Below are 15,408 nucleotides of genomic sequence, written 5' to 3' on the forward strand. Positions count from 1 at the left end.
CCTCAACAAATCTCGCCTTGATGGCGGCGCGCGACTTTTTCGAGCACCTCACGCTTTTGCGCATTGGTTAGCACACCCCACTCGCCAATCTCGATCCCGTGACGGCGGCAAGCAATACACAGATCGTGCTCATCCAGTGCACAAACACCGACACACGGACTCCTCACAGGCTTATCTTCGTTAGTCTCAACACTCACTATCGTGCTCCGGTCGTGGTTTCATTGGGATGTTAGCGTCAAATCCAACGTTCAGCAGTTCTACAAGCATATAAGCGGTTAACCCCCATATGATATGCCCTTCATATTCGTATGCGGGAACGTAATGCGTTAAACCTTTAAAGCGAATACTATCCGTACGCGCGCGATGATCCTGTAAAAAGAAGGATAGCGGTGCGGTAAAAATACTTTCCAGCTCATCCGGGTTAGCCTCAAGCCTCAGCCCTGTGGGCACAATACCAACCCACGGTGTCACCTGTAACTGGTGCTTGGACATTACCTGACCAAGATTGCCTAGCACATCAACCGCATTCGGTGATAAGCCGATCTCCTCCTCAGCCTCGCGCAGCGCCGTAAACAAAAGATCAGGATCTGTTGGATCTTGCTTACCGCCCGGAAACGCCACCTCCCCCCGGTGCGTAGACAAGCGCGAGGAGCGCTTGGTTAAAATCACCTCGGGATCGGCTGCGTCCGTCAGCGCAATGAGCACACTTGCTTGGGGCTGTGCGCTTCTGAACTGGTATGGGGAGTACTGCTGTAAACGCTCTCGTAGTTGTTCGAGCATAAATCCTCGTATCGATTAAACTTGCTGGATATGAGCGCGAAAACCGCTTGTCGTCTATCGCCTCTTATCTCAAAATAGCTCTCAAAAAGGGAGAGTGAGATAGATGAAGTTCTGTAGCGTATGCGGCCACACCGTCACCCTAAAAGTACCCGAGAACGATAACCTACCGCGCTTCGTCTGCGAGCACTGCGCTACGATTCATTATAGCAACCCTAAGATTGTTGCCGGTTGCCTTCCCGTATACCAAGATACATACGTTTTACTGTGCAAACGTGCGATTGAGCCGCGCCTCGGCTACTGGACACTTCCCGCAGGTTTCATGGAAAACAACGAGTCCACCGAGCAAGCTGCCCTACGCGAAACCGCAGAAGAGGCAAACGCACAGGTTGATATACGTAAGCTCTACACGCTCACATCCATCGTACATGTCAGCCAAGTGCAGTTGATCTACCTTGCTGACCTGCCAAAACCTGAGTTTGATATCAGCTCAGAATCGTCTGAAGTACGCCTATTCCACCTCGATGAGATCCCGTGGGATCAGTTGGCTTTTCAGACGATACGAAACGCACTGCGCTTTTATATAGAGGATTTAGCCCGTGGGGAGTTCCCTCTGCACTGCGTCGATATTAACACACCACCGGGCGTCTACACTGACCCTAAAAACTAAGCGCTAGCGGTTTCTGGCGCAGACTCTGAGCTGCGCTGCTGGCTCAGAATAACCCCGGCCAGCACCACGCCAGAGGCAAGCAACTGTTCGAAGGTCATACGTTCATCCAAGATGATAAACGCAAGTAAGAGCGTAATGACCGGAATCAAGTTAATAAATGCTGATGCCTGAGAAACTTTAACTTTAGAAACGGCAAAGTTATACAGCCCATACGCGCCGATATTGATGAATACACCGAGGTAGAGAATAGCCATTACGCCAGAGCCTGCCCACTCAGTTGGGAGTGTCGTTTGCGGTAAAAACAGCAGCGGGAAAAAGAACACCGAACCACAAAAGGCTTGCAGGGCTGTCAAAAACCACGGCGAATAACGCTCACTCAGATGCTTAAGAGCCAACGAATAAACCGCTGCACAGACCATGGCACAAAACTCTAAAAAGTTACCCAGTAGCGGGTTAGGAGCATGTGCCGAATCCTCAGCAGTGAGGCTAAGCCATAGCGCACCGGCCACCGCCACTAAAAACCCAAACAGCGCCGAGCGGCTCATCCGCTCTTTCAATACAAAGAACGCACCAATACCCACAAGCAGCGGGGCCATTGCGGTAATCATCCCAGCTTGTGCGGCCGAGGTATAAGTCAGTGCATTTGCTTCAAATACGAAGTACAAGCAAGGCTCAGCAATAGCCATCACGGCAAGCCAAAGCAAGTCGCCACGGCGATACTCAAAGCGGCACCAAAGTTTATAAAACGGAATAAAACACAAGGCCCCAATTACCATGCGCCCGAAGATCACCACCATCGGATCGTAATGCATAAAAGCCAGTTTGAGCGCAATAAATGAACTTGCCCACAACGCCATCGCGAAAAACAAGCTCAGCGTTGGCAACCAACGAAGCAACATAGCGTTATTCCTTTTGCTGTTAGTGCTTTAGTGGACCTTATGCAATAGACGCACGAAGTCTTGAGAAGTCAGCGGTTTAGAGAAGTAGAAGCCCTGCACTTGATCACACCCGTAAGCACCCAAGAAGTTGAGCTGTGCTTCGGTTTCAACGCCTTCCGCGATGGTTTCCAAGCTTAAGTGGCGGGCCACATCCAAGATTGAGGCAGTAATCGCGTTATCATCGCTATCATCAGGCAAGCCGTCGATAAAGGCACGATCGATTTTGAGCTTATCAAGAGAGAACTTTTTAAGATAGGCCAGACTAGAATATCCGGTGCCAAAGTCATCGAGAGCCGTCCGTACACCGATCGCGCGAAAGCTACTGAGTAGCTGCTGAGCGCGATTCACATCGTTCATTAGCGTGCTCTCCGTAAGCTCCAACTCTAGATGGGATGCAGGGAAACCGGTGCGCTCCAGAATATCCATTACGGTTTCGAAGAAGCCTTCGCGGAATTGCACCGGTGAGACATTAATCGCCACACAGGGCAGATCAAACCCTTGCTTTAACCACTCAGCGCCTTGGCGACAGCCCTCTTCCAGCACCCAATCACCGATTGAGAGGATGAGTCCAGAGTCCTCTGCCAGCGGGATAAACTCCGCAGGCGAGATAAACTGACCATCATGTTTCCAGCGAAGCAAGGCTTCGCAGCCAACGATGCTGCGATCTAGTAAGTTGTACTGCGGCTGATAATAGAGCTCTAACTCGTCGCGTTCTAATGCCATACGCAACGCGCTTTCCATCAATAAACGACGAGACGCTTTCGCATTAAGGTCACGGCGATAAAACTGATAGTTGTTGCGCCCCTGAGATTTAGCGTGATAAAGCGCTGCATCAGCACTGCTAACCAACTCGCCGAAGTCAGCCCCATCATCGGGGTAAGATGAGATACCGATGCTTGGCGTGATAACGAGGTCAAAGTCTTTATCTTTGATCGCTTCGGCAACGATGTGTATCAAGCGCTGGGCATAAGTACCGGCACTCTCTGTTATTTCAGGCCGTTCTCTCAACAAGATAACAAACTCATCACCGCCCAAGCGCCCGATCATATCGATATCAGTCACATCTTGACGTAAGCGCTGCGCGATCTCCTGCAAAACCTTATCACCAACCCAGTGGCCCAAGGAGTCATTGATCACTTTAAAACGGTCAAGATCCATAAATAGCAGGTGGAACTGGTGCAACTCACTCTGATCCACTTCATTGATAAGACGCGCAACCTGCGCCATCAGGTGGCGTCGATTAGGTAACCCCGTCAGCTCGTCATAATCAGCCATATAACGTAGCTGCTCTTCCGCTTTCTTTTGATCCGACACATCGCTGAAAGTCGCAATATAGTTCACGACGTTGCCATCTTCATCGCGCGAAACTGCGATAGATAGCTGCTCGGGGTAAACCGCTCCTGACTTGGTCCGGTTCCAGATTTCACCCGCCCATCGTCCTTCATCTTGCAGCACACGCCACATGCTGTCGTAGAACTCGCGTGTGTGCTTTCCAGAGGAGAGAATGGATGGCGAGCGCCCTACCACTTCCTCCTCTTGGTAGCCAGTAATGGCAGTAAAGGATCGGTTAACCGCTACAATCTGGTTATCGGGGTTCGTGACGATGATACCCTCGCTCGCAGTGTCAAAAACACGCGATGCAATCCGTAACGCCTTGGCATCACCTTCAATTTTGGACTGCTGCGTTTCGATACTCTTCTGATAGGCATAGAACAAACGTTTCAGCCAACTGCCATATAACCAAGCACAGACCAGCACACCCGCCCCGATCACAGACAGTGCGATCACCAGCTTGATAAAGTCACTTCGGTCATTCTCTTTCTGGCGTAACACCAGATCACGATATACGGCTTCAATCTCTTCGGGATACACCCCAGCGACCAGCACCCAACCCCACTCATCAACGTTCTGCACCAGCGAGAGCTTGCGTGCTATCCGCGGCTCATCAGTATTGGGCGTGAACCAATCGTATTGCACAAAGCCGCCGCCTTGTTCAGCCACCGCCAACACTTTATGCACAACATCACGCTCCATTTTGGATGGGATGTTGTCCACATGAACGGGGAACTGCGCACTCGATTTAGGTGCATAGAGAACATTTCCCTCTCGGTCGAGTACCGAAAAATATCCATTATCGCCGAATCTCAGAGAACGTATCCGTGTGAGAGCAACCTCTTTGAGATCATTCTCGAATTGATATAGGTAGTCTCCAGCGCCAATAATCCAGCCATACGGCTCAAATAAGCGCACGTAAGCAATTTTATTACGCATCTGATCGGGATAGTCCGGCGCATACCAACGATAGCGGCTATACCCCGAGTGGGTTTCACTTTGCTCTACTACGTCAATCAGACCACGCATGATGTAATGCCCAGTATCGTCACGATTATCGAGTAGCGACGACCCCTCTAAGTCGGGTGCAGTCGGCAACAATATGCACTGCCCGGCCATATCATCAATAAAATAGTAACCGCGCCCACTAAAAAAACGCGGCCCACGCAACGCTTCAATTATCTGAGTTTTGAGCTGCGCCTCCGTTAGACGCTGCTGATTTTGTTGGTATAAGGAATGGGCAAGGTGGTAGGCAAGATCAACAACCTCTTTCGATTGTTGCTCCAACTCCATCTCCGCTTGTGTTGACGTAAAGCGGATATAATCATGCAAGGAGTTTAACTCGTGTGTTAGACGCTTCTTCTGTGCTTCCACCACATCGACATGCAACTCTTCCAAACGTGATGTGTCATCATAGAGTCGAGAGAAAAAGAAAACGATTGTTGTCGCGAGCAGTAATAATACTGCACCTAGCATACCTGCTGTTAGGTAACGCGGGATAGATTGCGTATCAATGTTGAGTGACATAACGGGTTACAAACGACTCCCACCAACAAAGCCCTCTGCAATCAGGGCCAAATCTGCCTTTACAAACCAAAACCTGTTTGCATAAAGCGACAACACTTTTGAAGGCGCCTACTATATCAGTTCTTTAGTAAGACCAATAGAAAAACAATATTCTATATACTGATTTAGAAGTCAGAAAGTCTCCATACGTCAAAGGCGGGTTCTTCATAGGGGTGAGTATGACGTAGCTCAGCGATGACAGATTTGATGAGCTCATCGCTGCAAACCATTTCGACCTTCCACTCAGGTAAGGTCTCGAGCTGACCATGCTGGCCTATAAACGGTTGACTCTGTTCATTAGGACGGAATTGACCCTCGCCTAAGGTTTGCCAGCAACACGCCTCATAGTCACCTATTCGACCAGCGCCGGCAGCAAAAAGGGCCTCTTTGACAAGCTCACGATGAGATTCAGGGACAAAAAACGCTAATTTATACACTTAGCTCTCCTTATGAAAGGCGGCAAAACATCGTGAGCCGATCAAAAATATCACTAAATAGAGCGTTACATCTCTTCGATCTGGCGACGCATATCCTCAATCTTACGTGAAACAACCTTCTCGAGATGCTCAATGTCATCAAGCAGCCGCTGCTTATGATCTTGGCTCGTACGCTCAGCGGCAACCAAGCTATCCAGCTCTGCAACTGCACGCAAGAAATAAGGCGATGACTCTGTAGTCGCGATGTACGGCACACGCCCTTCGTTCACACGCATATTCTTGTGCATGCGCTTGAACTTGAACTTTTTGCTCTTCGCCATCCACTCACCTTGGTGGCGATGGAAGTAGATTTTTAGGACATCAACATCGCCTTCAATGCGCGAAGTGTAACGTTCGATATCGCTAGGTTCTTCAATACCCATTTCAGTTAATGTGGGGAATTTTTCCTCTGACATAGCCCTACTGCTCCTGAATAGCGTTTCGTTATATACAAAAGTATAACGCAGACTAGCTGAAATACTCGGCAAAGCAAATAGAAAAGTCAGCCTCACCTGACTCATGTCGCGAAAACAAAAAAGCCGCTTCAAAGCGGCTTTTTATCAAGCGTTCGGCACAAGTACCAATTAACGCAGGCCCAACACATCCTGCATATCGAACAAGCCTTTATCGTGGCTTTCGAGCCACTTGGATGCGCGCACTGCACCTTTAGCAAACGTCATTCGGCTGCTCGCTTTGTGGGTAATTTCAATCCGCTCACCCTCATTGGCGAACAGCACCGTATGATCACCAACCACATCACCGGCACGAATCGTCTCAAAACCGATCTCTTCACGCGTCCGTGCACCCACTTGGCCTTCACGCCCGTAGACGGCACACTTCTTAAGATCGCGACCTAAGGCACCCGCTACCGCCTCACCCATACTAAGCGCTGTGCCTGATGGTGAGTCAACTTTGTGGCGGTGGTGTGTCTCAATGATCTCAACGTCATAGTCATCACCAAGTGTGCGAGCCACCATATCGAGCACCTTGAAACATAAGTTCACACCCACACTCATATTGGACGCAAACATCACCGCTGTTTTTTCAGCACACGCAGCTAGGTGCGCTTTCTGATCATCAGTTAGACCTGTTGTGCCGATCACCATTTTTTTACCATGCTCAGCACAGAACGTCAGGTTTTCCATCGTTGTCTCTGGCTGCGTAAAATCAATCAGCACGTCAAAATCGTCAACGATATCTTGCAAAGAGCCAGCCAACGCGACATTCAACTTGCCTACGCCGGCAAGCTCGCCCACATCAGCACCAATCAAGCTAGAATCAGGCAAGACCGTCGCTGCTGTTAGCTCGACACCATCCGCTTGGGTTACCGCTTCAACTAGTGTTTTACCCATGCGCCCAGCAGCGCCCATTACCGCAACTCTCATTATTTGTCTCTCCTGCAAAATCATTTAGCCCAGCTTGTGATCCATATCGAACGCGGGGGTTTCGCAACCCGCAGCACCGACCACTTTAGCAGGCACACCAACCACGGTGGTATGTGGTGGTACATTATCTAATACGACACTACCGCCGCCAACCTTGGCACCTTTACCGACTTCAATGTTGCCAAAGATCTTCGCACCGGCGGCGATCAAAACACCTTCGCGAATCTTAGGATGACGATCACCACTCTCTTTACCGGTACCGCCCAGCGTGACGTTCTGCAAAATGGAAACGTCATTCTCGATCACACAGGTTTCGCCGATCACAACACCTGTCGCATGATCAAGCATTACGCCTTGGCCAATCTGTGCGGCTGGATGGATATCCACCTGCAAAACGCAACTCACGCGACTTTGAATATAGAGCGCCATAGAACGTCGACCCTCTTGCCACATCCAATGCGCAACGCGATGAGCTTGCAGTGCATGGAAGCCTTTCAGGTAAAGCAACACGGTTGAGGCGAGACTAATCGCAGGGTCACGAGTTTTGACTGCGAGAATATCGCAACAGGCCGCATCAATAATGCGCGGGTCCGCATCCATCGCTTGCTCAATTAGCTCACGTAGCAACACCGGCTGCATAACATCGTCCGCTAGTTTATTAGCGAGAATGTAAGATAGCGCCGCCTTGATCTCAGCATGATTGATAATGCTCGAATGATAAAAACTCGCTAAGAATGGCTCCTTAGCCACTTCAGCTTTAGCTTCCTCTTGCAGGCTAGCCCACAACTCATCCGACGCGATACATCTTTCTCTCAACATGGACGCTCCACGGTAAACAAAACCGGGCCGCATCGCGGCCCGTTAAACTAGTCTTCAAAGAACTTTTTCACCGAGTCGAAGAAAGAATCCTTTTTAGGACTGTGTTTCTTCTGACCTTCGTCGGTGGTTTGCTGGAACTCTCGCAGCAGCTCTTTTTGTCGGCTGGTGAGGTTGACTGGCGTCTCGATCACGACACGAACCATCAAGTCCCCAGCACCGCCACCCCGCACCGGTGCAACACCTTTACCACGCAAGCGGAACAGTTTACCGGTTTGTGTTTCAGCGGGTACTTTTAACTTAACACGGCCATCTAAGGTTGGCACTTCAAGCTCACCACCTAACGCCGCATCGATAAAGCTAATTGGTACTTCACAATATAGATGGCGACCATCGCGCTCAAAAATTGCGTGTTCTCGTACGTTAACCTGCACATACAGATCACCCGCAGGGCCACCATGCGTTCCCGCTTCACCTTCGCCAGACAGACGAACACGGTCTCCTGTATCCACACCTGCTGGGATCTTAACGGATAGTGTCTTGGTCTTCTCGACACGCCCTTGGCCATGACAAGCATCGCAAGGATCGCTGATAACGGTACCTTCACCACGACACGTCGGACACGTTTGCTGTACGGCAAAGAAGCCTTGCTGCATGCGTACCTGACCAACACCGCCACATGTGCCACACGTTTTAACACTCGTACCCGGTTTCGCACCGCTGCCATCACAGACTTCACAACCCACTAGCGTTGGTACGGTGATCTTCTTCTCGACACCACGCACCGCCTCTTCCAGAGTGAGGTCCATGGTGTAACGCAGATCTGCACCACGCTGCACCGAGCTGCGACGTCGGCCACCGCCTCCGCCGCCAAAGATATCCCCGAAAACATCGCCGAAGATATCAGAGAAGCCCTCAGCACCGCCGAAGCCACCGCCACCCATCCCCGAATTGGGGTCAACGCCAGCGTGACCGTACTGGTCATACGCCGCTTTTTTCTGGGCATCCGATAAGATTTCGTAGGCCTCATTCACCTCTTTAAACTTATCTTCGGCTTCTTGGTCGTCTGGATTACGGTCAGGGTGGTATTTCATCGCCATACGACGAAATGCTTTTTTAATGTCGCGATCACTAGCGCCGCGATCAACACCTAGTACTTCGTAATAATCTCTCTTAGACATATATCCGGTTCTTCTTTCGTTCCGCGGCTAGCTCCCGCCGGGAGCCGGACACGACAACGCGGGCTAGCGCCCGCGTTGCCACATTTCAGTAATGATAAGGGCAAGCGCGAAGCTTACTTCTTGTCATCCTTCACTTCTTCAAACTCAGCATCAACTGCGTCGTCTGCTGGACCTTGCTGCTGAGCATCAGCTCCTTCAGGTGCAGCACCTTCCGCTTGAGCAGCTTCGGCGTACATCTTCTGAGCCAAGCCAGAAATCGCTTCAGTCAAGGCTTCAGTTTTCGCTTCGATAGCGTCTTTATCGTCGCCTTTCAGTGCTTCTTCAAGTGCAGAGATCGCCGCTTCAATGCTCGTTTTCTCTTCCTCTGTAGCTTTATCGCCTGCTTCTTTCAGCGTTTTCTTCGCTGAATGAACCATCGCGTCGCCTTGGTTACGCGCACTGGTTAGCTCTTCGAACTTCTTATCTGCATCAGCGTTAGCTTCAGCATCACGTACCATTTGCTCGATCTCGTCATCGCTCAAACCAGAGGATGCTTTAATCACGATAGACTGCTCTTTACCTGTCGCTTTGTCTTTCGCTGATACGTTCAAGATACCGTTGGCATCCAAGTCGAATGTTACTTCGATCTGCGGCACACCACGTGGTGCTGGCGGAATATCAGCCAAGTCGAAGCGGCCCAGAGATTTGTTCTGTGATGCTTGCTTACGCTCACCTTGAACAACATGGATCGTTACAGCGTTTTGGTTGTCATCAGCCGTAGAGAAGATCTGCGATTTCTTCGTTGGAATGGTAGTGTTCTTCTCAATAACCGGTGTTGCCACACCGCCCATCGTTTCGATACCTAGCGTTAGCGGTGTTACGTCCAATAGCAGGACATCTTTCACATCGCCAGACAGTACCGCGCCTTGAATCGCTGCACCCATCGCCACCGCTTCATCAGGGTTCACGTCACGGCGTGCTTCCTTACCGAAGAAGTCAGCAACCACTTGCTGTACCAGCGGCATACGTGTTTGGCCGCCCACAAGAATCACTTCATCAACTTCCGATGTGCTCAAGCCCGCATCTTGCAACGCAGTACGGCAAGGGTTGATAGAGTTAGTTACCAAATCTTCAACCAAAGACTCCAGCTTCGCACGTGTCACTTTAACGTTAAGGTGCTTAGGACCTGTCGCATCGGCAGTGATGTAAGGCAAGTTAACGTCAGTTGACTGAGCAGAAGACAGCTCAACTTTTGCTTTCTCTGCAGCTTCTTTCAAACGCTGTAGCGCCAGTGGATCATTGTGCAGATCGATACCAGACTCTTTCTTAAACTCAGCGGCCAAGTATTCAATCAAGCGCAGGTCGAAGTCTTCACCGCCTAAGAAAGTATCACCGTTAGTCGCCAAAACCTCGAACTGGTGTTCACCGTCAACTTCTGCAATTTCGATGATGGAGATATCGAATGTACCACCACCTAGGTCATACACAGCGATTGTTTTGTCGCCAGACGACTTATCCATACCGTAAGCCAATGCCGCAGCTGTTGGCTCGTTGATGATACGCTTAACATCTAGACCCGCGATTTTACCGGCATCTTTAGTTGCTTGACGCTGCGCATCGTTAAAGTAAGCAGGTACGGTAATAACCGCTTCTGATACAGACTCACCCAAGTAATCTTCCGCTGTCTTCTTCATCTTCTTAAGAATTTCAGCAGATACCTGCGGTGCAGCCATCTTCTGGCCTTTAACTTCTACCCAAGCATCGCCATTGTCTGCTTCGATAATTTTGTACGGCACCATTGTGATGTCTTTTTGCACGACATCGTCTTTAAAACGACGACCGATCAGACGCTTGATCGCAAACAGCGTATTGTCTGGGTTTGTCACCGCCTGACGTTTTGCCGGTTGACCCACCAATACCTCACCATCATCTGCATAACCGATTACAGATGGAGTTGTGCGATCGCCTTCTGCGTTCTCAATAACGCGTGCTTTTTCGCCTTCCAATACCGCGACACAAGAGTTCGTTGTGCCAAGGTCGATACCAATAATTTTACCCATGCCTGTCTACTCCGATATTTGTTACCCGCTCGGACGGGCTAAAAATCTGTTTTTTAACTACTTGCCTTGTTAATGGCTGCATGTTTTGCAATTTCAAGGCTTTTAATAAGGTTTTTTTAACCTTTAGCGACCATAACCATTGCAGGGCGCATTAAGCGGCCGCTCAAGCTATAACCCTTTTGCATAACCGCTACGACCGTATTCGGCTCTGCATCAGGCGCCTCCACCATCGACATCGCTTGGTGCAGCGCTGGATCAAAAGCTTCACCTTGCGGATCAAGCTGCTCAATGTCGAACTTCGCAAGGCCGCTTAAGAACATCGACAACGTCATCTCAACGCCTTCTCGGATCGCCTTTGTTGCCTCTTCATCGCCGCACGACTCAATGGCACGCTCGAGGTTATCCACGATTGGCAGCATCTCATTAGCAAACTTTTCCAGACCAAACTTATGCGCTTTCTCGACGTCTTGCTCTGCGCGGCGACGTACATTTTGCAGCTCTGCTGCGGCACGCAACGCTTGATCTTTTAGCTGTGCAACCTCGTCCTGTGCTGCGGCAAGTTCTGCTTCGAGCCCGGCTTCGTCCTGTGTCTCAACAGACTCATCTAAGATCTCTTCCTGGGGTGCGGCCTCAACCTGTTTTGCTTCTGCCTCAGGTGATTCAACCTGTTCGTTTTGAGTGTGTTCAGATGACATCGAGATATCTCCCATTAGCGCTGCCAAAAATAAAAAATAACTGCTTGGTAAATGGGGATATAGGGATGGCTATTCAACCCCTGCGAAGGCGATTTTTTCAAATTATTCGACCACGAATTGATTGCATCGCGTACAGAAATAACCTATACATAAAACACTGTATAAAAACACAGATACGGGCTTGCATATGTTAACTCAGCTGACCATCCGCAATTACGCCATCGTTGAATCGCTAGACCTTGAACTTAGCCAAGGTATGACCGCCATTAGTGGTGAAACCGGTGCTGGCAAATCGATTATGCTCGATGCGCTAGGGCTGACTTTGGGCGATCGCGCCGATAGTGGCAGCGTAAGGCAAGGCGCCGAACGCGCTGAGATCATTGCCAGCTTTGATATCTCAGCGTTACCAAGCGCCCATCAGTGGTTAACAGAGCAAGAGCTAGATCTGGATGGGGACTGCATTGTCCGCCGCGTGATCACCAAAGAGGGCCGCTCTCGCGGTTACATCAACGGTCAACCTAGCCCACTTAGCAGTCTTAAAGAGCTAGGAGAGCACCTGATCGCGATTCATGGACAGCACGAACATCAGCGCCTGATGAAGAAAGAGCACCATCGCGAGCTGCTCGACCAGTTCGCGCAACAACAGTCTTTGGCCTCTAAAGTGCGCCAACTATATACCCAATGGCATGAGCAAAAGCAGCACCTTGAACGCCTGCAAACACTTGATGATGAAGCACAAGCGCGCTTACAACTGCTGAGTTATCAAGTTGAGGAACTCAACCAACTTGCACTTGGCGATGACGAGCTGAGCACACTCGAGGTGGAACACCAAGAACTGAGCCAAGCGGGGCAGATTTTACAAAATGGCCATCATGCACTATCGCTTACAGCCGATGGTGAGCAAGACAACTGCTATCAGTTATTGCATCAAGCGATTCACCAGCTCATCGAGCTTCCTAAAGGCGCAGCGACAGAGCAAGTTATTGACCTGCTCAGTAGCGCCCAAATTCAGATCGAAGAAGCCAATCAGGAGCTACGCCACTACCTAGACCGTGTCGATATCAACCCAGCTCGGCTCACCGAAGTTGAAGAGCGCCTATCAAGCATCTACGAGATGGCACGTAAACACCGCGTATCCGCCAAAGAACTCCCTAGGCTGCATACTCAGTTAGCCGAGGAGCTAGCATCACTTAATAGCTCAGATGAGGCAATTGCATCACTAGAAGCCGAGGTGAAAGCGCTTTTTGAACGCTACAAGCAACATGCCGATAAGCTCAGCAAGGCGCGCCAAAAAGCTGCCAAAAAGCTCAATGCTCTGATCGATACAGAACTCAGCGAACTGGGTATGCCTGCAGCGTCATTCATCGCCACACTGAATGAAGCCGCTAAACCAACGCCTTATGGTTTAGAGGAGATTGAGTTTTTAATCGCCACCAACCGAGGTCAACCCGCACGCGCTCTAGGCAAGATCGCATCAGGTGGCGAACTGTCCCGTATCAGCCTTGCAATACAAGTTATTACCGCTCAAACAGCAACCACGCCAACACTCATTTTTGACGAGGTGGATGTGGGTATCGGGGGAGCCATTGCAGAAGTGGTAGGCCAGAAATTACGCCAACTTGGCGAACGCTCACAAGTGATGTGCGTAACGCACCAACCACAGGTGGCCTCACAAGGGCATCAGCATCTTTTCGTTAGCAAGAAAGCCAGCCGCTCTAATACTCAAACTCAGATAAATGCGCTACAGCAGAAGGATCGAATTGAAGAGATCGCCCGTATGTTAGGCGGGATTGATGTGACACAGCGCTCCAGAGAGCATGCAAGAGAAATGCTAGGGTTAGGCTAGAGCCGGTACGCACACGGCTTAACACCGGGCGTACCAAAGCGCGAATTACTTATCAGTCCCTTTGTATTCGCCGTATAGGTAGATCGTGCGATCAGTAATCTCAAAGCCCATCGTCTCTGCGATCTCATTAAGCAGTTCGTTCAAGCGCGGATCGTTAAACTCTTTCACAACGCCAGACTTAACGCAGACCATGTGGTCGTGGTGTTCATCGCGGGCTAGCTCAAATACCGAGTGGCCGCCTTCAAAGTGATGACGCGATACTAAGCCAGCGCCTTCAAATTGAGTAAGGACACGGTAAACCGTTGCCAAGCCGACATCTTCACCCATCTCCATAAGGAGTTTGTAGATATCCTCTGCGCTAAAGTGATCTCCCTCACTTGCCTGCTCCAGAATCTGATAAATCTTAACGCGCGGCAGCGTAACCTTGAGGCCAGCCTTTCTTAACTCTTGATTTTCGAGGGACATGATCTTTTCTCTATTGATTCCAACAAGTGAATGTTAGACTCTAATTATCGTTATTTACACCACAAAGTGAAGCCAAATAAAGATGCGAAAGGTTCTTATCAGTATTATCGCGGCTACAGTGATCTCGGGATGCTCTGAATTTCCGGGCGTCTACAAGATAGACATTCCACAGGGCAACATCGTAACACAAGAAATGGTTGATCAACTGCGTCCCGGCATGAACCACAACCAAGTGCGCTACGTCCTTGGTACACCGTTAATCACCGATACTTTCCACGATGGCCGCTGGGACTACGTCTACACAATCAAGAAAGGTAACGGCGATTACTCCCGTGAGCGCTTCTCGGTATTTTTTGAACAAGGCAAACTGGTAAAGGTATCTGGCGACTATCGCCCATCGCCAAGTAACTAAACCTTTGCAGCCCCACGAATGCGGCACTTAGCTGCATGAAAACGCCAGTGCGGAGCGTTATCTACCCTTGCTCCGCATCTTTCTTGGCTTTCATCTTCGCAGCACGGCGCGCACGCGCCTCTTTCGGATCCGCAATCAGCGGGCGATAAATCTCTACCCGCTGCCCTGCTTTAAGTACTTGATCCCGCGGGTTTCTTACCGCTTTACCAAAAACGCCCATCGGATCGGTATCAGGGTTAATTTGAGGAAATTCGTTCGTAATACCTGAAGCGATCACCGCATCATAAACTGAGCAGCCCTCTTCAACTCGCACGGCGATAATCTTTTGCTTATCAGGTAGGGCGTAAGCTACCTCAACGGTTATTGGATTATCCATAAACTTCATCTGCTCGCTGTACAAAGGCATCCACCATTGTCGTGGCCACCTGGTTAAAGACTTTACTCATCGCCATGCCGGTAAGCTTGTTGGCAAACTCAAAGCCCAAGCTCAAGCTCACTTTACAGGCTTCATCGCTTAGAGGCTCAAACGTCCATACACCCGATAAACGGGAAAACGGGCCTTCTAATAGTTCGATTTCGATACGCTCAGGACGCTGCAAAGCGTTCCGTGTCGAAAAACTGTACCTCAGCCCCGCCTTGGCAAGATGCAGCGTTGCCTCCATCTTGTGGTCATCGGCAAATAATAGGTCTGTCGATTCACACCAAGGCAGAAATGCCGGGTACGCCTTCACATCGTTCACGATATCGAACATTTGCTGCGCACTGTGAAGAACCAATGCGCTGCGATCAACTTGAGTCATGCTTAACTTC

Annotated in this window: 17 protein-coding genes; 3 read left to right on the top strand and 14 right to left on the bottom strand. The window is 50.0% G+C overall.

Features of this window, described 5'->3' with window-relative positions:
* Positions 1–2: 2 nt before the first annotated feature.
* Both E4L36_RS09660 and E4L36_RS09665 read right to left on the bottom strand, forming a co-directional pair.
* A complete protein-coding gene (locus E4L36_RS09660; RefSeq protein ID WP_127693273.1) occupies positions 3–197 on the bottom strand; it encodes a DUF1289 domain-containing protein in 195 nt (64 codons plus the stop codon).
* Positions 187–780 carry a CoA pyrophosphatase gene (locus E4L36_RS09665; RefSeq protein ID WP_136680418.1) on the bottom strand — a complete coding sequence of 198 codons (594 nt, stop codon included), beginning with the start codon at positions 778–780 and terminating at the stop codon, positions 187–189. Before E4L36_RS09665 ends, E4L36_RS09660 begins: the two co-directional genes overlap by 11 nt.
* A 103-nt stretch (positions 781–883) precedes the next feature.
* Here E4L36_RS09665 and E4L36_RS09670 point away from each other — a divergent pair, with 103 nt between their 5' ends.
* Complete coding sequence (locus E4L36_RS09670) at positions 884–1,447, top strand: NUDIX hydrolase (protein ID WP_136680419.1); 564 nt, start codon at positions 884–886, stop codon at positions 1,445–1,447.
* Here the strand turns inward: E4L36_RS09670 and E4L36_RS09675 are convergent.
* From E4L36_RS09675 to grpE, 9 genes are all read right to left on the bottom strand, one after another.
* Positions 1,444–2,346 (bottom strand): DMT family transporter, encoded by a 903-nt coding sequence (locus E4L36_RS09675; RefSeq protein ID WP_136680420.1) that lies wholly within the window; start codon positions 2,344–2,346, stop codon positions 1,444–1,446. The genes E4L36_RS09670 and E4L36_RS09675 overlap by 4 nt on opposite strands.
* 27 nt (positions 2,347–2,373) lie before the next feature.
* A complete protein-coding gene (locus E4L36_RS09680) occupies positions 2,374–5,244 on the bottom strand; it encodes a cache domain-containing protein (protein WP_136680421.1) in 2,871 nt (956 codons plus the stop codon).
* Positions 5,245–5,408: 164 nt separating this feature from the next.
* Positions 5,409–5,720, bottom strand: a complete 312-nt coding sequence (locus tag E4L36_RS09685; RefSeq protein WP_136680422.1) for a YqfO family protein — start codon at positions 5,718–5,720, stop codon at positions 5,409–5,411.
* A 65-nt stretch (positions 5,721–5,785) separates the two neighbouring features.
* Positions 5,786–6,175, bottom strand: a complete 390-nt coding sequence (locus tag E4L36_RS09690) for a DUF3461 family protein (RefSeq protein WP_136680423.1) — start codon at positions 6,173–6,175, stop codon at positions 5,786–5,788.
* A gap of 168 nt (positions 6,176–6,343) precedes the next feature.
* Positions 6,344–7,144 (bottom strand): 4-hydroxy-tetrahydrodipicolinate reductase, encoded by an 801-nt coding sequence (gene dapB / locus E4L36_RS09695; protein ID WP_136680424.1) that lies wholly within the window; start codon positions 7,142–7,144, stop codon positions 6,344–6,346.
* Positions 7,145–7,168: 24 nt separating this feature from the next.
* On the bottom strand, positions 7,169–7,963 hold the full coding sequence (gene cysE / locus E4L36_RS09700) for a serine O-acetyltransferase (RefSeq protein ID WP_136680425.1): 795 nt from the start codon (positions 7,961–7,963) through the stop codon (positions 7,169–7,171).
* Positions 7,964–8,010: 47 nt separating this feature from the next.
* Positions 8,011–9,141 (bottom strand): molecular chaperone DnaJ, encoded by a 1,131-nt coding sequence (gene dnaJ, locus E4L36_RS09705; protein ID WP_127693282.1) that lies wholly within the window; start codon positions 9,139–9,141, stop codon positions 8,011–8,013.
* Between the two features lie 113 nt (positions 9,142–9,254).
* On the bottom strand, positions 9,255–11,180 hold the full coding sequence (gene dnaK / locus E4L36_RS09710) for a molecular chaperone DnaK (RefSeq protein ID WP_127693283.1): 1,926 nt from the start codon (positions 11,178–11,180) through the stop codon (positions 9,255–9,257).
* Between the two features lie 116 nt (positions 11,181–11,296).
* Entirely contained in the window at positions 11,297–11,875 is a 579-nt protein-coding gene (gene grpE / locus E4L36_RS09715) for a nucleotide exchange factor GrpE (RefSeq protein ID WP_136680426.1), read from the bottom strand.
* A gap of 187 nt (positions 11,876–12,062) precedes the next feature.
* Here grpE and recN point away from each other — a divergent pair, with 187 nt between their 5' ends.
* The gene (gene recN / locus E4L36_RS09720) at positions 12,063–13,721 is read left to right on the top strand and encodes a DNA repair protein RecN (RefSeq protein WP_136680427.1); all 1,659 of its coding nucleotides are present in this window, start codon (positions 12,063–12,065) and stop codon (positions 13,719–13,721) included.
* A gap of 45 nt (positions 13,722–13,766) precedes the next feature.
* Here recN and fur read toward each other — a convergent pair whose 3' ends face one another.
* On the bottom strand, positions 13,767–14,186 hold the full coding sequence (fur, locus tag E4L36_RS09725) for a ferric iron uptake transcriptional regulator (RefSeq protein WP_136680428.1): 420 nt from the start codon (positions 14,184–14,186) through the stop codon (positions 13,767–13,769).
* Between the two features lie 82 nt (positions 14,187–14,268).
* On the opposite strand from fur, the gene bamE reads away from it, so the two are divergent.
* Complete coding sequence (gene bamE / locus E4L36_RS09730; RefSeq protein WP_136680429.1) at positions 14,269–14,598, top strand: outer membrane protein assembly factor BamE; 330 nt, start codon at positions 14,269–14,271, stop codon at positions 14,596–14,598.
* Positions 14,599–14,659: 61 nt separating this feature from the next.
* Here bamE and E4L36_RS09735 read toward each other — a convergent pair whose 3' ends face one another.
* Positions 14,660–14,974: an RnfH family protein gene (locus tag E4L36_RS09735; protein ID WP_136680430.1), complete on the bottom strand. Its 315-nt coding sequence runs from the start codon at positions 14,972–14,974 to the stop codon at positions 14,660–14,662.
* Positions 14,967–15,398, bottom strand: a complete 432-nt coding sequence (locus E4L36_RS09740; protein ID WP_127693289.1) for a type II toxin-antitoxin system RatA family toxin — start codon at positions 15,396–15,398, stop codon at positions 14,967–14,969. Before E4L36_RS09740 ends, E4L36_RS09735 begins: the two co-directional genes overlap by 8 nt.
* Positions 15,399–15,408: the final 10 nt, after the last annotated feature.

This window comes from Neptunomonas sp. XY-337 (assembly GCF_004959845.1).
GTDB classification, from domain to species: Bacteria; Pseudomonadota; Gammaproteobacteria; order Pseudomonadales; family Balneatricaceae; genus Neptunomonas; species Neptunomonas marina.